Annotated in this window: 15 protein-coding genes; 13 read left to right on the forward strand and 2 right to left on the reverse strand. The window is 66.4% G+C overall.

Annotated elements, in window-relative coordinates:
- Positions 1–2 precede the first annotated feature (2 nt).
- From aroA to IEY58_RS27195, 11 genes are all read left to right on the forward strand, one after another.
- Positions 3–1,268, forward strand: a complete 1,266-nt coding sequence (gene aroA / locus IEY58_RS27145) for a 3-phosphoshikimate 1-carboxyvinyltransferase (RefSeq protein ID WP_229743977.1) — start codon at positions 3–5, stop codon at positions 1,266–1,268.
- Between the two features lie 186 nt (positions 1,269–1,454).
- Positions 1,455–2,717, forward strand: coding sequence for an ABC transporter substrate-binding protein (locus IEY58_RS27150; RefSeq protein WP_189051298.1), 1,263 nt, complete (start codon positions 1,455–1,457; stop codon positions 2,715–2,717).
- A 151-nt stretch (positions 2,718–2,868) separates the two neighbouring features.
- Positions 2,869–4,236 carry a pyridoxal-phosphate dependent enzyme gene (locus tag IEY58_RS27155; RefSeq protein WP_189051299.1) on the forward strand — a complete coding sequence of 456 codons (1,368 nt, stop codon included), beginning with the start codon at positions 2,869–2,871 and terminating at the stop codon, positions 4,234–4,236.
- Between the two features lie 133 nt (positions 4,237–4,369).
- Positions 4,370–5,539 carry a trans-sulfuration enzyme family protein gene (locus IEY58_RS27160; RefSeq protein WP_189051300.1) on the forward strand — a complete coding sequence of 390 codons (1,170 nt, stop codon included), beginning with the start codon at positions 4,370–4,372 and terminating at the stop codon, positions 5,537–5,539.
- A 128-nt stretch (positions 5,540–5,667) separates the two neighbouring features.
- Positions 5,668–6,894: a flagellar motor protein MotB gene (locus tag IEY58_RS27165; RefSeq protein ID WP_189051301.1), complete on the forward strand. Its 1,227-nt coding sequence runs from the start codon at positions 5,668–5,670 to the stop codon at positions 6,892–6,894.
- A gap of 8 nt (positions 6,895–6,902) precedes the next feature.
- On the forward strand, positions 6,903–7,325 hold the full coding sequence (locus tag IEY58_RS27170; protein ID WP_189051302.1) for an RDD family protein: 423 nt from the start codon (positions 6,903–6,905) through the stop codon (positions 7,323–7,325).
- A 149-nt stretch (positions 7,326–7,474) separates the two neighbouring features.
- On the forward strand, positions 7,475–8,911 hold the full coding sequence (locus IEY58_RS27175; protein WP_189051303.1) for a circularly permuted type 2 ATP-grasp protein: 1,437 nt from the start codon (positions 7,475–7,477) through the stop codon (positions 8,909–8,911).
- Positions 8,904–9,893, forward strand: coding sequence for an alpha-E domain-containing protein (locus tag IEY58_RS27180; RefSeq protein WP_189051304.1), 990 nt, complete (start codon positions 8,904–8,906; stop codon positions 9,891–9,893). Before IEY58_RS27175 ends, IEY58_RS27180 begins: the two co-directional genes overlap by 8 nt.
- Positions 9,894–9,902: 9 nt before the next feature.
- Positions 9,903–10,628 (forward strand): arginyltransferase, encoded by a 726-nt coding sequence (locus IEY58_RS27185; protein ID WP_189051305.1) that lies wholly within the window; start codon positions 9,903–9,905, stop codon positions 10,626–10,628.
- A 76-nt stretch (positions 10,629–10,704) separates the two neighbouring features.
- Positions 10,705–11,469 carry a glucose 1-dehydrogenase gene (locus IEY58_RS27190; protein ID WP_189051306.1) on the forward strand — a complete coding sequence of 255 codons (765 nt, stop codon included), beginning with the start codon at positions 10,705–10,707 and terminating at the stop codon, positions 11,467–11,469.
- Positions 11,469–11,861: a VOC family protein gene (locus IEY58_RS27195; RefSeq protein WP_189051307.1), complete on the forward strand. Its 393-nt coding sequence runs from the start codon at positions 11,469–11,471 to the stop codon at positions 11,859–11,861. Before IEY58_RS27190 ends, IEY58_RS27195 begins: the two co-directional genes overlap by 1 nt.
- Before the next feature lie 38 nt (positions 11,862–11,899).
- On the opposite strand, the gene IEY58_RS27200 is transcribed toward IEY58_RS27195, so the two are convergent.
- Positions 11,900–13,000 (reverse strand): branched-chain amino acid ABC transporter substrate-binding protein, encoded by a 1,101-nt coding sequence (locus IEY58_RS27200; RefSeq protein ID WP_189051308.1) that lies wholly within the window; start codon positions 12,998–13,000, stop codon positions 11,900–11,902.
- A gap of 81 nt (positions 13,001–13,081) precedes the next feature.
- Between IEY58_RS27200 and IEY58_RS27205 the strand changes: the two genes are divergently transcribed.
- Complete coding sequence (locus IEY58_RS27205) at positions 13,082–13,711, forward strand: CGNR zinc finger domain-containing protein (RefSeq protein WP_189051309.1); 630 nt, start codon at positions 13,082–13,084, stop codon at positions 13,709–13,711.
- Positions 13,712–14,032: 321 nt separating this feature from the next.
- The gene (locus IEY58_RS27210; RefSeq protein WP_189051310.1) at positions 14,033–15,706 is read left to right on the forward strand and encodes a BBE domain-containing protein; all 1,674 of its coding nucleotides are present in this window, start codon (positions 14,033–14,035) and stop codon (positions 15,704–15,706) included.
- 55 nt (positions 15,707–15,761) lie between these two features.
- Here IEY58_RS27210 and IEY58_RS27215 read toward each other — a convergent pair whose 3' ends face one another.
- Positions 15,762–17,000, reverse strand: a complete 1,239-nt coding sequence (locus tag IEY58_RS27215) for a lactonase family protein (protein WP_229743978.1) — start codon at positions 16,998–17,000, stop codon at positions 15,762–15,764.
- Positions 17,001–17,088 lie beyond the last annotated feature (88 nt).

The following is a 17,088-nucleotide window of genomic DNA, read 5'->3' on the forward strand; positions in this document are numbered from 1 at the left end:
ACATGACATACCTGGGACTGGACCGCTCAGCGCTCACCATCATCCCGCCGACCGCCCCCTTGCGCGGGCGCGTTGCCCCGCCGGGCTCCAAGTCCATCACGAACCGGGTACTGCTGCTGGCGGCGCTTGCGACGGGTACCAGCCGCCTCACCGGCGCACTCAAGAGCGATGACACCGCCCGGATGGCGGAAGCGCTCCGCGACATGGGCGTGCGCGTCGACGAGCCGGACGAGACCAGCTTCGTCGTCACCGGCCAAGGCCGGCTCGCGTCCCCGCACCGCCCGCTGTTCCTCGGCAATGCCGGCACGGCGACCCGTTTCCTCACCGCCGTCGCCGCGACGGTCGACGGCACCGTCGTGGTCGATGGCGACCCGCACATGCGCAAGCGGCCGATCGGCCCGCTGGTGACGGCGCTCCGCTCGCTCGGCGTCGAGATCGAGGCGCCGACGGGCTGCCCGCCGGTGACGATCCGCGGCCGCGGCCCGCTCGACGCCGGCCGGGTCGAGATCGACGCCGGCCTGTCGAGCCAATATGTCTCGGCGCTCCTGATGGCGGCCGCCTGCGGCAAGGGGCCGATCGAAGTGGCGCTCTCCGGCACCGAGATCGGTGCCCGCGGCTATGTCGACCTGACGCTCGCCGCCATGGCAAGCTTCGGTGCCGCGGTCGAGCGGGTCGACGCCGCGACCTGGCGCGTGGCGCCGACCGGCTATCGGGCGAGCGATTTCGCGATCGAGCCGGACGCCTCGGCCGCAACCTATCTCTGGGCGGCGGAAGCGCTCACCGGCGGCGCCATCGACATCGGCACGAAAGCGGCGGCCTTCACCCAGCCGGACGCGCACGCCCATGCGCTGATCGCCAGCTTCCCGCACATGCCGGCGGTCATCGACGGCGCGCAGATGCAGGATGCGGTGCCGACGCTCGCCGTGCTCGCCATGTTCAACGCGACGCCCGTGCGCTTCACCGGCATCGCCAATCTGCGCGTCAAGGAGTGTGACCGGATCAGGGCGCTCGCGACCGAGCTCGCCCGCATCCGCCCCGGGCTCGGCCGGGAGGAAGGCGACGACCTGATCGTTGCCGCCGACCCGGCACTGGTCGGCCAGACGCTGCCGACGCAGATCGAGACCTATGCCGACCACCGCATCGCCATGAGCTTCGCGCTCGCCGGCCTCAAGCTCCACGGCATCACGATCCTCGACCCCGGCTGCGTCGCCAAGACCTATCCCGGCTATTGGCAGGCGCTCGCGACGCTCGGCGTCCGCTTCGACTGAGACGCTCCTCCCCCAAAACCGCGCTGCGTCGGATCGTCGTACCATTGCCCGGCGAAAACGTGTGATGATTGTACCGATCCTGCCCTTCGCCGGCGCCGCCTCGTAACCGGAGGCGGCGCCGGCGACACAATCAAGACAGGCGCAGGGAATCGCCCAAGTAGAGGGCGGAATTTCTGGGAGGAGAACATGCGTAAGAGATCAGGAAGGGTGACCTGTCTGCAGGCCGGCCTGCTGGCGACCACGGCTGTCGTGGGCGGCCTTGCGGCACCGGCCTCAGCGCAGACGCAGGACCCGATCAAGATTGGCATCATCGCCGAGGAATCGGCGATTGCCGGTGCCGGGATCAACAAGGGCGCCCAGCTTGCCGCCGACGAGATCAATGCGGCGGGCGGCATCGACGGGCGCAAGATCGAACTCGCGATCTACGACAATCATTCCTCGTCCTCCGACGCGGTGCGCGCGTTCCAGCGCGCGGTCAGCGAGGACAAGGTCGTGGCCGTGATCGGCAGCTACATCAGCGAGGTGGCGTTGGCGCTCGAGCCGTGGTCGGCTCGCCTCCACGTGCCCTTCATCACGACTGGGGCGGCCTCGAACGACATCAGCAAGCATGTCCACGAGGACTACGATCACAACAAGTACACGTTCCACGAGTGGATGACCTCGGCCTTCATCGCCGATTCGGTCTGCGATTCGATGAAGCAGCTCCTGCAGCCGAAATATAAGACGGCGTCGGCGGTCATCTTCAGCGAGGACGCGGCCTGGACGACGCCGCTCGACAACGAATACCTCGCGTGCTTGCCCAAGATCGGCGTCAAGGTGCTCGACCATATCCGCTTCTCGCCGGACACGACCGACTTCACGCCGATCTTCAACAAGATCGAGGGCGAGAAGCCCGACGTGATCGTGACCGGCATCAGCCATGTCGGCGTGCAGCCGACCGTGCAGGCGGCGCAGCAGCAGGTGCCGATCCTGATGGTCGGCCAGTCCTCGCAAGCGACCTCGGGCACGTTCTGGAAGGACACGAACGGGGCCGCATCCGGCGTCATCACCCAGTCGGCGGCGGCACCAGGCGCCGCCCTCACGCCCAAGACCCAGCCGTTCATGGAGGCCTACGCCAAGCGCTTCGGCGAGCCGCCGCCCTACACGGGCTTCACGACCAGCGACGCGGTCCATGTCGTGGCGGAGGCGATCAAGCGCGCCGGCTCGACGGACCCGGACAAGCTGGTCGACGCGCTCGAGAAGACCGACTACGTCGGCACCATCGGCCGGGTGCAGTTCTACGGCAAGGACAGCCCGTTCACCCACGCCATGATCTATGGCCCCGACAACGTGACCGGCGTCACCCTGCAGTGGCAGGACGGCAAGCAGATCACGCTCTGGCCCAAAGCCGCCGCCGGCGCGGAAATGAAGTTCCCGTCCTATATCCACCTCGACCCGGCGAAGAGCTGAACCGCCGTCTCCTCGGGCCGCCGGCACCATGCCGGCGGCCTTTTTCTCCTGCACCCGGGCGATGCCCAAAGCAGGTAAAAGCTGGTATCAGGCATGGCAAAAGGGGACACACGCCAAGGGTGCCCCGGCAAAACCGCTTTGGAGAACCGCCATGGCCATCAACCGCAACATTCTGGAATCGATCGGCGATACGCCCATCGTCGAGATCAAGCAGATCGATACCGGGCTGTGCCGGCTGTTCGTGAAGCTCGAGAACCAGAATCCCGGCGGCTCGATCAAGGATCGTATCGGCCTCACCATGATCGAGGCGGCCGAGCGCGAGGGCAAGATCAAGCCCGGCGGTACGCTGATCGAGGCGACGGCCGGCAACACCGGCCTGGCGCTGGCGCTCGTTGCGGCGCAGAAGGGCTACAAGCTGATCCTGGTCGTGCCCGACAAGATGAGCCAGGACAAGGTGTTCCACCTGAAGGCGCTCGGCGCCGAGGTGCGCCTCACGCGTTCGGACGTCAACAAGGGCCATCCGGCCTATTACCAGGACATCGCCGAGCGGCTGGCGCGCGAGATCCCGAATTCGTTCTACGTCAACCAGTTCCAGAACCCGGCCAATCCGCTGGCGCACGAGACCTGGACCGGGCCTGAGATCTGGGCCCAGATGGGCCACGACCTCGACGCGGTCGTCGTCGGCGTTGGCTCCGGCGGCACGCTCACCGGCCTCGGCCGCTTCTTCAAGCGGGTCAACCCCAAGATCGAGATGGTGCTGGCCGACCCGGTCGGCTCCGTCCTGACCGAGCTCGTCAAGACCGGCCAGATGACCGAGGCCGGCAGCTGGCTCGTCGAGGGCATCGGCGAGGATTTCGTGCCGGACAATTGCGATCTGTCGCTGGTGCGCGCCGCCTATCCGATCTCGGACAAGGAGAGCTTCTTCGCGGCACGCGACCTGCTCCGCACCGAAGGCATCCTCGGCGGCTCGTCGACCGGCACGCTCTTCGCCGCGGCACTCAAATATTGCCGCGAGCAGACCACGCCGAAGCGGGTCCTGACCTTCATCCCCGATACGGGCAACAAGTACCTGTCGAAGATGTACAACGACTACTGGATGATCGATCAGGGTCTGCTCGAGCGGCCGCGCGAGGGCAACCTCAAGGACCTGATCAGCCGGCGCTACGAGGACGGCGGTGCCGTCACCGTGGCGCCCGACGATCGCCTGCTCGTGGTCTATCGCCGCATGAAGCTCTACGAAGTCTCGCAGCTGCCGGTGCTCGAAGACGGCAAGCTCATCGGCATCGTCGACGAGTCCGACCTGCTGCTCGCCGTCACCCGCGACGCGAAGGGTTTCGACCAGCCGGTGAGCGCCGCCATGGTCGCCCGCGTCGAGACGATCGCGCCCAACGCCGACATCACGACGCTTCTGCCGATCTTCGCCAAGGACCATGTCGCCGTGGTCGAGGAGGAAGGCCGCTTCTACGGCATCATCACCCGCATCGACCTGCTCAACCATCTGCGCACGAAAGTCGCCTGAGCGGCCGGTTCCCCCGGGAGAATTTCCCAATCACGGGCCCGAATCGCCCGAAGATTGGGAATTGTCCCGGGCTTGTCCGGCATAAGCTTTCGCGGTCTCCGCGCCAAAACTCATCACCAGGAGTCTCCGGCCCATGTCCGACACCACGAGCAAGAATCGCCTCGGCCTCGCCACGCGCGCGATCCACGCAGGCCAGGAGCCGGACCCAACGACCGGCGCCATCATGCCGCCGATCTACCAGACCTCGACCTACGTCCAGGAGAGCCCGGGCAAGCACAAGGGCTTTGAATACTCACGCTCGCACAACCCGACGCGCTTTGCCTACGAGCGCTGCATCGCCGACCTCGAGAGCGGCCAGCGCGGCTTCGCCTTCGCCTCGGGCCTGGCCGGCATCGCGACCGTCCTCGACCTGCTCGACAGCGGCGACCATGTCATCGCGTCCGACGATCTCTACGGCGGTACCTACCGCCTGCTGCATCGCGTGCGCCAGCGTTCGGCCGGCCTGAAGTTCACGCTCGTCGACATGAGCGACATCAGGAACATCGAAGCCGCAATCCGGCCGGAGACCAAGCTCATCTGGATCGAGACGCCGTCGAACCCGATGCTGAAGCTGATCGACATCGAGGCGGTGGCGGCTTTGGGCAAGCAGCGCGGCATCCTGACCGCGGCCGACAACACCTTCGCCTCGCCGATCGTGCAGCGGCCGATCGAATTCGGCTTCGACCTGGTCATGCATTCGGCGACCAAGTACCTGAACGGCCATTCGGACATGGTGGGCGGCGTGGTCGTGGTCGGCGACAACCAGGAGATCGCCGACCGGCTGGGCTTCCTGCAGAATGCCGTCGGCGCCATCGCCGGCCCGTTCGACAGCTTCCTCGCCCTCCGCGGCCTGAAGACCCTGCCCTTGCGCATGCGCCAGCATTGCGCGTCGGCGAACGAGCTCGCCCATTGGCTCGAGGCGCATCCGAGGGTCGAGCGCGTGATCTATCCTGGCCTCGAGAGCCATCCGCACCACGCGCTCGCCAAGCGCCAGATGCACGGCTTCGGCGGCATGATCACGCTCACGCTCAAGGGCGACATCGATGACGCCCGCCGCTTCCTCGAGCGCACGCATCTCTTCTCGCTGGCCGAGAGCCTGGGCGGCGTCGAGAGCCTGATCGAGCATCCGGCGATCATGACGCACGCCTCGATCCCGGCGCCCCAGCGCGCCGCCCTCGGCATCTCCGACACGCTCTGCCGGCTCTCGGTCGGCATCGAGGATCTGGACGATCTCAAGGCCGATCTCAAGCATGCGCTCGGTTGAGTCGGCCGCCATGCTAAACGTAATATTAACGCCGCGCTGACATAGGAAAGGGGTGGACGGCGCCCAGCCGTCCACCCTGCCCGGCCGCCTTGAAGGCGGGCCGGTCGGCATCGGTTTCGGACGCGAGCATGGCTAAGTCGAACTCGGTCATCATCAAGAAGGTCAAGAAGGTCGCGGGCGGCCATCATGGCGGCGCCTGGAAAGTGGCCTATGCCGACTTCGTCACGGCGATGATGGCGTTCTTCCTGCTGCTCTGGCTGCTGAACGCGACGACCGACGCGCAGAAACGCGGCATCGCCGACTATTTCGCCCCTTCGCTCGCGACGAAATCGCTGACCTCGGGCGCCGGCGGCGTGCTGGGCGGCCGCACCATGACCGAGCCGGGTTCGCAGGTCTCGACCTCGGCACCGCCGGGCGTTACGACCGCGCTCAACCAGCCGCAGGACTTCGACGACGAGGACAATGACGACGAGCCCGGCAAGGCGCCGAACGACAAGGACGCCAATGCCAATTCGTCGGGCTACCAGAATTCCGACGTCGCCAAGGACAACCCGAACGACCGCGCGAACGCGCTGAAGCCGAACGACGCCAAGGCCGGCCAGGCGCTGCTCGACCCGAGCAAGGTCGATCTCGCCAAGGTCGACGTTTCCAAGCTCGATCTCTCGAAGCTCGACCTTTCCAAAGTCGACCCGAGCAAGATGACGCAGGAGCAGTTCGAGAAGCTCAAGACGGCGCGCGAGGAAGCGCAGTTCAAGCAGGCCGAACACGAGCTGAGGCAGGCAATCCAGCAGGTGCCGGACCTGAAGCAGCTGCAGCAGAACCTGGTGGTCGAGCGCACCGAGGAGGGCTTGCGCATCCAACTGGTCGACCAGGACAAGAACTCGATGTTCGCGCTCGGCTCGACCGACATGAGCGACAAGGCGAAAGAGCTGATGAGCGCGGTCGCCCAGGCGATCGAGAAGCTGCCGAACAAGATCGCGATCACCGGGCACACGGATTCGACGCCGTTCGTCCGGCCCGGCAACTATTCGAACTGGGAACTGTCGACCGACCGGGCGAACGCCAGCCGGCGCGCGCTCGTCGCCGCCGGCCTGCCGCCCGACCGGATCGAGACGGTGGTCGGCAAGGCGGACACCGAGCCGATGATCAAGGACAACCCGAACTCGCCGCAGAACCGCCGGATCAGCATCGTCGTGCTGCGCGACAACAAGCCGCCGGCTCAGGCCGCCGCCGCCGGCCCCGCCCAGGCGGCGCCAGCAACGCCCACATCGGCGACCCCGGCACCCCCGACCCCGGCACCCCCGACATCGGCATCCGCCACACCGGCGTCCGCCACCTCGGCCGCGCCGAAATAGCCCGCGCCATGAGCGACCCGTTCAGTGACGTGCTGCTGCGCCGGGTGCTGGCCTACCTGCTCGACCTGCTGTTCGTGGCGCTGATCAGCGCCGTGCTGGGCCTCGTCTTCACGCTCCTCACCATCTTCAGCCTCGGCCTCCTGGGCGTGCTGTTCTACGTCCTGCCGGCGGTCGGCGTGCTCTATGGCGCGCTCACGATCGGTGGTCCGCGGTCCGCGACCTGGGGCATGCGGATCCTTGCAATCCAGGTTTTGCGCACCGACCGCGGGCGCCCGGATTTCGCGCAGGCGCTGGTCTTTTCGCTCTTGTTTTACGCAACCGTCGCATTGACCAGCTGGCTCATTTTGCTGGTCGCCCTGGTCATGCCGCGGAAACGCGCGCTTCACGACCTGTTATCGGGCGTTGTCGTCGTTCGCGCCGACCTGCCGTAACGCCGAAGATGGCGCCCAATTCCTGGGCAATCTTCATGCTGGCTTATTCACGATTCAGCAGGCAATAATCTTGGGACGGACTGTCGATCGGAGGGAATTATTCCGGTCGATCAGGTGATTACGGTATACGGGCAGACGGGACGCGTAGCATGACGAATGAACGCGGCGATTCAGTCCTCAGCGGGTACGACCCGCACGAATTCTACTGCGAGATGCTGCGCGGCGAAGCCAACCAACCGATCCGGGACAGGCTCGCCAATCTCACGATCGAGGCGCTGCAGCGCCGTTCGGCCGATGCCGAGGCCGAGCTCTATAATCTCGGCATTACCTTCACCGTCTATTCCGCCAAGGACGCGATCGACCGCATCCTGCCGTTCGACGTGATCCCCCGCGTGCTCTCGCCCAAGGAATGGGACCATATCGAGCGCGGTGTGATCCAGCGTGTCTCCGCGATCAACCTGCTGCTCGACGACATCTACCACGACCAGAAGATCCTGAAGGACGGCATCGTGCCGGCGGAGCTCATCCTCGGCAACGCCAACTACCGGCCGATCATGCAGGGCGTCGACCTGCCCTATAAGTCCTACGTCAACATCTGCGGCACCGACATCGTGCGCGGCGCCGACGGCCAGTTCCTGGTGCTCGAGGACAATGCGCGCACGCCGTCGGGCGTCAGCTACGTCATCGAGAACCGCCACATGATGGCGCGCGCCTTCCCGGACCTCATGAACGGCATCGGGATCCGCCCGGTCGACAATTACGGGCTGATGCTGCAGCAGGCGATGCAGGAGATCGCGCCCAAGGGCATCATCGAGCCGCAGGTAGCACTGCTGTCGCCCGGCACCTACAACTCGGCCTATTTCGAGCACGTGTTCCTGGCGCGCGAGATGGGCGTGCCGCTGGTCGAGGGCCGCGACCTCGTGATCGAGAACGACAAGGTCTACATGCGCACGACCGGCGGCCTCGCCCAGGTCCATGTGATCTACCGGCGCTTGAACGACGATTTCCTCGACCCCGAGGCGTTCCTGCCCGAGAGCATGCTGGGCGTGCCCGGCCTGATGCGGGCCTACCGCGCGGGCAACGTCTCGCTCGCGAACGCCGTCGGCACCGGCGTCGCCGACGACAAGGCGGTCTATGCCTACATGCCGCGCATCATCAAATACTACCTCGGCGAGGAGGCGATCCTGCCCAATGTCGAGACCCACATCTGCCGCGAGCCGGATGCGCTCAAATACACGCTCGACAACATGGAAAATCTGGTCGTGAAGCCGGTCGGCGAAGCCGGCGGCTACGGCATCACCATCGGTCCCAAGGCGACCAAGGAGGAGCTGGCCGAGGCGCGGGAGAAGCTGATCGAGGACCCCGCGAACTACATCAGCCAGCCGGTCATCAGCCTGTCGGTCTCACCGACGCTCGTCGAGGGCGGCGTCGAGGGCCGGCATGTCGACCTCCGGCCGTTCGCAATCACCGGCGAGAAGACCTGGGTGCTGCCGGGCGGCCTCACCCGCGTGGCGCTCCGGCGCGGCTCGCTCGTCGTCAATTCCTCGCAGGGAGGCGGGTCGAAAGACACGTGGGTCCTTGAGTAGCCTTCTTTCCCGCTATGCCGATTGCATCTTCTGGCTCGCCCGCTTCGTCGAGCGCGCGGAGAACCTGGCCCGCATCCTCGATGTCAACGAGACGTTCAGCCGCGACGCGCGCGGCAGCCAGAACTGGCTTTCGATCGTCCAGCTGAACGCCGACGAGAAGCGCTTCTTCGAGAAGCACCCGATCGCAACCGCCGACGCGGTGATCCGCTTCTACGTGACTGACATCGAGAACCCGACGTCGATCATCTCGGCGATCCGCGCAGCCCGCGAGAATGCGCGCACGCTCCGCCCGCTCATCTCGACCGAGATGTGGGTGCATCTGAACGTCTTCTACAATCGGCTGAAACAGATCGACAAAGCCGAGCTGGCACCCGGCGCCATGACGCGGTTGCTCACCTGGATCAAGGAAGCCTGCCAGACCCACACAGGCATCACCGAGGGCACGTTCTTCCGCGACCAGGGCTGGTACTTCTACCAGCTGGGCCGCTACATCGAGCGCGCCGACCAGACGACGCGGCTCCTCGACATCAAGTATCACCTGCTGCTGCCGAAATCGGCCGACGTCGGCTCGCCGGTCGATGCCAGCCAGTGGAGCGCGCTCCTGCGCTCGGCCGCGGGGTACCATGCGTTCCGCCGGCTGCATTCGAACGGCATCACGCCGAGCCGTGTCGCGGGCTTCCTGCTGCTCAACCACCGTTTCCCGCGTTCGGTCTATCTCTGCCTGCGCGAGGTCGACCAGAACCTGAACGAGCTGCGTTCGCGCCATTCGCTGCGCGGCGGCAGCGACGCCTGCAACGCGGTGGACGAGCTGCACGCGATCCTGTCGACCAAGACGATCGACGAAATCTTGGATGCGGGGCTGCACGAGTTCATTGATCTGATACAATGCCAGTTGGCCGACATTACGAACCGGCTGGCAGTCGCCTTCTTCGGCGCCATGCCGACCATGCCGGACGCCGAGGCCGCACCCGCGCCGCAATAGCCGCAGACGATGAACAAGCCGTTCCTGTCACCGCTGCACCATTTCTACCGAACGAGTTCGCAGCCGTGCCCCTATCTGGACGGCTTCGTCGAGCGCAAGGTCATCACCGAGGTGAGCGGCCCGGCACCGCAGCCGCTCTACAACGACCTGTCGCGCGCCGGCTTCCGCCGCTCGCACCAGCTCGCCTATCGGCCGGCCTGCCCCGCCTGCACGGCCTGCGTCCCGGTCCGGGTCGCCGTCAATGGCTTCGTTCCCGGCCGCTCGATCCGGCGGCTCGAAGCACTCAACGCCGATCTCCGCGTCGAGACGGTCGAGGCCTCGGGCACGGTCGAGCAATACCGGCTGTTCACCCGCTACCAGCTCGCGCGCCACGCCGAAAGCGACATGGCGAGCATGGGCTTCGGCGACTATCGCGCCATGATCGAGGACAGCCCGGTTGCAACGGTGCTCGTGACGCTCCGCGACCGCACCGGGCGCCTGGTCGGCGTGTGCCTGACCGACGATCTCGATGACGGCGCCTCGGCGGTCTATAGCTTCTATGATCCCGACCAACCGAAGCGCAGCCTCGGCACCTGGCTGGTCGTGGCGCTCATCGAGCGCGCCCGGCGGCTCGGCCGCCCTTATGTCTATCTGGGCTACTGGATCGCCGGCAGCCGCAAGATGGCCTACAAGACCCGCTTCCGCCCGCTCGAAGCGCTGAGCGCCGGCGGCTGGCAACCGTTCCATCCCGACTGATCATTGCTTCAACAAACGTCCGCTGCCGGCCATACTCATACGAAATGGCAGGGCAAAATGGCAGGGAGTGGACGTCATGCGGTTGAAGGACAAGGTCGCGATCGTCACCGGCGGCGGGTCCGGGTTCGGCGAAGGCATCGCCAAGCGGTTTGCCGACGAAGGGGCGAAGCTCGTCATCGCCGACATCGCCAAGGAAGGCGGCATGCGGGTCTGCGCCGAAATCGACGCCAAGCATCGCCCGGCGACCGCGTGCTTCAAGGAGACCGACGTCGCCTCCGACGCCTCCGTGGCAGCGCTCGTCGCGGCGGCACTCGACTACCACGGCCGCATCGACATCCTCATCAACAATGCCGGCATCACCCACCGCAACCGGCCGATGCTCGAGGTCGACGAGGCCGAGTTCGACCGGATCTTTGCGGTCAACGTCAAGGCGATCTATCTGGCCGCCCGGCATGTCCTGCCGGTGTTCCGGCGCCAGGGCTCGGGCGGCGTCATCATCAACACCGCATCGACTGCCGGCATCCGGCCGCGTCCCGGCCTCGCCTGGTACAACGGTTCCAAGGGGGCGGCGATCTCGCTCACCAAGGCGATGGCGATCGAGCTGGCGCCGGAGAACATCCGGGTGAATGCGCTCTGCCCGGTCGCCGGCGAAACGCCGCTCCTGGGCCAGTTCATGGGCAGCGACACGCCGGAGCTGCGCGAGAAGTTCCGCCAGAGCGTGCCGCTCGGCCGGCTCGCGACGCCGCAGGACATCGCCAATGCGGCACTCTACCTGGCGTCCGATGAGGGCGCGTTCCTGACCGGCGTCGCGCTCGAGGTCGACGGCGGCCGCTGCATCTGATGCGCCAGCACATCGGCGCGATCGCGCTCGTCGTCACCGACTACGACGAGGCGATCGCGTTCTACCGCGACAAGCTGGGATTCACGCTCGTCGAAGACACGGCTCTCGGGCCGGACAAGCGCTGGGTGCAGCTGGCACCGCCGGGCAGCCGGGAGACGCGCCTGCTGCTCGCCAAGGCCGCGACACCGGCACAAGCGGCGCACGTCGGCGACCAGACCGGCGGGCGCGTCTTCCTGTTCCTGCACACGGATGATTTCGACCGCGATCACGCGCGGATGCTGGCAGCGGGCGTCAGGTTCCTCGAGGCGCCGCGCCGCGAGCCCTACGGCACCGTCGCCGTGTTCGAGGATCTCTACGGCAACCGCTGGGACCTGCTGCAGTTGACCGCCTGAAGGATCGGGAGAGCCCCTGAGGACCCTCCCGTTTCTCCTCAGTCGACCGCGTAGTCGTAGGTCCCTTCGTGCCAGCGGTAGACGACATAGCCGGGCGCCGTCACGTCGCCCTTGGCGTCGAAGCCGATCTGGCCCAGCACCGTGTCGGCCTTGTTCGACCGAAGAGCGGCCGCGACCTTCTTGCCGTCGGTCGAGCCGGCCTTGGTGACCGCCTGGGCCCAGGCCTGCATCGCGCCGTAGATGTAGAGCACGTAGCCCTCGGGATCGATGTTCTTCGCCTTGAATTCGGCCACCACCTTGGCCGCCGCCGGCGATTTGCGCGGATCCGGGCTGAAGGTCATCATCATGCCCTCGCCCGCCGGCCCGGCGATCGACCAGAATTCCTGGGTCACCATGGCGTCACCCGACATCATCTTGGCCTGCAGCCCTTGCTCGCGCGCTTGGCGCAGGATCAGGCCCGCCTCGGTGTGATAGCCGCCGAGGTAGATCAGGTCGATGCCGGCCTGCTTCATCTTGGTCACGAGCGCCGTATAGTCCCGGTCGCCGGCCGTGTAGGACTCGACCATCGCCGGCTCGATGCCCAGGGCCTTGAGCCGCTTCTGCGTCTCCTGTGCCAGGCCCAGGCCGTAGGAGCTCTTGTCGTTCAGGATCGCGATGTGCTTGCCCTTGAAATGCGCCGCGATGTAGTCGCCGGCGACGATGCCTTGCTGGTCATCGCGCCCACAGGTGCGGAACGTGTTGAACTTGCCGTCGTCGGTGTATTTCGGGTTGGTCGATGCCGGCGAGATCTCGACGACACCCGCTTCCTCATAGACCGCCGATGCCGGGATCGACGAGCCGGAGCAATAATGCCCGAACACGGCGACGACGCCCTGAGACACGAGCTGGTTGGCGACCGCGACGGCCTGCTTCGGATCGCAGGCGTCGTCGCCCTGCGCCAGCACCAGCTTCTGCCCCAGGACCCCGCCCGCCTTGTTGAGCGCATCGACCGCCGCCAGCGCGCCGGTCTTCATCTGGTCGCCGAACGCGGCATATTGCCCGGTCAGCGGCCCTGCGACCGCGATCTTGATATCCGCCCGCGCCGGCCCTGCGGCGAGCGCCGCGACCGCCGCCGCCACAAAGAGTATGCTCCGTTTCATGCTTGCCTCCCTCTCGAACCGGTTTCGTTCCCGGCCAATATCCTTTAACCACCAAAAGGCGTTTTGGTGGAGTCATTCTCGATGACCGACGGCGAACTCGGTCCGCGCGCCGGCCGGCTGCCGCTGATCGGCGGGGCGCTGGCGCTGGATTTCTGCAACACGACGAGCGGGCTCGGCATGGCGCACTGCCTCGAGCACCTGAACGGGTTCGAGCATCTGGCGCTGTGGTCGGCTCATGCCGGCGCCGTGACGCCCGCCGAGGCCCACCGGCTGCGCCATCTGGCATTGAACGATCCGGCGGCGGCGCGAGCGGCGCTCGAGCAGGCGCTCAGCCTGCGCCGCACACTGCACGACCTGTTCGAGGCGCTCGCCCATCGCCTTTCGCCGCCCGGCGAGTTGCTCGCAGCCCTCAATGCGGCGCTGGTGCCGAACCTCATGGCGCAGCGGCTGGTCGCGACCCCGTCCGGCTTTGCCTGGCACTACCCGGCGCCAGACGACGCGCTCGACGGGCCGCTGTTGCCGATCGCCCGCTCGGCCGCCGACATCCTGCTCAACGAGCCGCGCGACCGCTTGAAGCAGTGCCCCGGCCATGATTGCGGCTGGCTGTTCCTGGACCGCAGCAAGAACAACATCCGCGTCTGGTGCGAGATGGAAGTCTGCGGCGCCCGCGCCAAGGCCCGGGCCCGAGCAGAGCGACGGCACAATCACTGAACGCCCGCTCAAGGGGCTGACACGCATCAAAGCTGTTGCAACCCTTGAGCGATCGGACTACCTTCCGTCTTATCCGCTATACGAGAATTTAGTCTGATATTTCGGACAAACGACCTTCGTTGACCCGCGCTCCTGGGGAGTGCGGCGCGGCATCGCCTGACAAATTTGCAGAAGCAACGATCGACCGGCCCGCATGAAGCCGGCGCGCCCTCATGGCCTGTATCGCTCGGATAAGTTGCACATTCCCACTAGACCTTTCGACCGGCCGCGCCCCCCCTGCGAGGCGGCGGAGAGAGAACACGTCAACAGGAGGAAACCAGGATGGAACGACGCAACTTCCTCAAAGCCGGGGCTGCGACCGCCGGCACCATGGCCGGTCTACTGGCCTTGAGCGGCAAGAGCGAGGCCGCCGCCAGGACCGAGTTCGTCGCGGCGGCCGGCGGCTCGGCCGGCACGGATCTCTTGATCTTCGACCCGTCGAGCCCCCAGTTCCGCGGATTGACCCAAGGTTTCAACCGGCGCTGGACCGCGCCCAATGCTGCCGTTGTGTTCGTGCCCCTGACCGAGACCGGCGCCGCCGAGGCGCTGAGCAATGTCGTCTCCGGCGGCTGGGCGCAGAATTTCCGGGTTCGTGGCGGCGGCCACTGCTACGAGGATTTCGTCTTCAACGCCGACACGCGCGCGATCATCGACGTGAGCCTCTTGAACCGGGTCGGCTATGATGCGGCGCGCGGCTGCTACTTCGCCCAGGCCGGCGGTACCAACTGGGACCTTTATCGCCATCTCTACTGGCAGTTCGGCAAGACGCTGCCAGCCGGCTCCTGCTATTCGGTCGGGCTCGGCGGCCACATCTGCGGCGGCGGCTATGGGCTGATGTCGCGCGCCTTCGGCCTGACGGTCGACTGGCTGACCGGCGTCGACGTGGTGACGATCGACCAGAACGACAGCGCTCAGCTGCGCCACGTGACGAACCAGAGCAGCAATGCCAACGACCAGTTGCTCTATTGGGCCCATACCGGCGGCGGCGGCGGCAATTTCGGGCTTATCACCCGCTATGAGTTCGCGGAGTTGCCGACGGCGCCGCAGAATGCCGAGCTGATCGTGCTCGCCTGGAACTGGTCCGACATCATCGCCGGCGGCGGTGCCTCGTACCTCGGCGGCATCCTCGATTACTTCCAGGATCTGACGCTCAACGGCGGCAACAGCATCTTCGGGCTGCTGAAGCTCAACCATTCGAGCGCCGGCCAGGTGAAGATCATCATCCAGGCGAACTACGACGGCCCGATCGGCTCAACCAGCGCCCTACCGCTGGTGAACAGCCTCCTGGCCAAGCACGGCGTCGCCAACGTCGTGGAGCCGCGGGGTGCCATCATCGGCCATCCGGTCTCGGCACCCGCATCCTCCGCCTATGTCGACTATCGCTGGTGGCAGGTCGTGCAGGATCTGAACGGCTCCGGCGACAATCAGAAGGGCAAATATAAATCCGCTTACATGCGCGCGGGCTTCCCGGCCAACCAGGTGCAGACGATCTACAAGTACCTGACGCAGAGCCGGACCGACAGCTCAGGCAACCCGGTCGACCTGTCCTCCTCGCTGCTCCAGGTCGATACGTACGCCGGCCAGATCAACACGGTGGCCCCGACGGCGACGGCGGTCTGGCAGCGCAGCTCGATCTTCAAGCTGCAATACCAGACCTATTGGCAGGACCAGACCGAAGGGCCGAGCGCCAACGGCGATAACCACATCGCCTGGATCCGCGACTTCTATACCGAGATGTACGCGGCCTACGGTGGCATCCCGGACCCGGCCCAGGACCAGACCAACAATGTCGACGGCTGCTACATCAACTATCCGGACGTCGACCTGGACGCGCACGGCCCCGCGACGGCGCTCCGGCTCTACTACGGCGGCAACCTGCCCCGCCTGATCCAGGCCAAGCGGACTTGGGACCCGAACAACCGGTTCCACCATGCCCAGTCGATCCCGCTGGCATGACGACACTGGAGTAAAGCATGGGGCGGGCGACCCGGTCGCCCGCCCCCTCTCGAGGCTAGACCAGGAAGGCGAGGCGCGCCGGGCTGCCGATCGGCACGTACTGATCGGTGAACACCGGCTTGCCGGTCGCGTGATCGATCTTGAAGATCGCGATCGCATCGCTGCGCTGGTTGGTGGTGTAGAAGAACTTGCCGGTCGGGTCGATCGAGAAGCTGCGCGGATAGTCGCCCATGGTCTGGGTATGGCCGACCAGCGACGGCAGACCGCTCGCGTCGAGCGCGAAGGTCGCGATGCTGTCGTGCAGGCGGTTGGCGGCATAGAGGAACCGGCCGTCCGCCGACACCGCCACTTCCGAGCCGTAGCTCGTGCCGACGAACTGCGCCGGCAGGGCCGAGACAGTGTCGAGCAGAGTGAGCGCGCCGGTGCTGCCATTGTAGGCATAGGTCAGGAGGACCGAGCTTTCCTCGGTCAGCGCATAGACGACCCGGCCGCTCGGATGGAAGGCCAGATGGCGCGGGCCCGAGCCCGGAGGCGCCGCCGTGAACGGCACCGCGGCCGGTGTAAGCTGCCCCGTGCTCGAATCGAAGCGCCAGGAATAGATCCGGTCCTGCCCGAGATCGACATGCAGGACGAAGCGCCCGGACGGATCGCTGTGGATGTAATGGGCGTGCGGCGCGTCATGGCCGCTGTTGGCGAAGCTGCCCGGCGGCGCGCCGGCGGGCGTCGTCGGCCCGACATTGCCCGTGTCGGTCTTGACGTCGGTCGCGTTGCCGAGGGTGCCGTCGGCATGGATCGGCAGCACCGCGATCGAACCGCCATTGTAATTGGCGACAAACAGGAACTTGCCCGAGGGATGCGGGTTGAGATAAACGGGCGCGCCGCCCTGCGAGCTCACCACATTGAGCGCCGACAGGCTGCCGGTCGCGCGATCGATGCGGAAGGCGCTGACCGACCCGCTGGTCGTGCCGTTGAAATTGTCGATCTCGTTCGTCGCATAGAGCGTGCGGCCGTCGAGCCCGGATGTGATCCAGGACGGGTTCACGACGTCCGCAAACAGGTTCGCCTGCGTCAGCGCGCCGGTGGCGAGATCGATCCGGAACTGATAGATGCCGCCGCCGTTCGGCGTGTAGCACCCGGCATAGGCGAGTATGCCGCGCCCCGCAGCGGCCGGTTCCGCCGTCGCCGCAAGAGCTTTCGGCATGAGTCCTGTCATCGCCAGCGCCGTCGCCCCCGCAAGCATTTCGCGCCGCGAGACCCCGGCGCCGGATACGTCGATTTCTTCGTTGGATGGCATGGGTTTTCCTCCTCTGTCGACCGATTCTCTGTGGTTCTGTGCAGGGAAGATGCTGAGGAAGCCGATGCGCAACGCCGGCCCTGCCTCT

The organism is Aliidongia dinghuensis (assembly GCF_014643535.1).
GTDB lineage: Bacteria > Pseudomonadota > Alphaproteobacteria > ATCC43930 > CGMCC-115725 > Aliidongia > Aliidongia dinghuensis.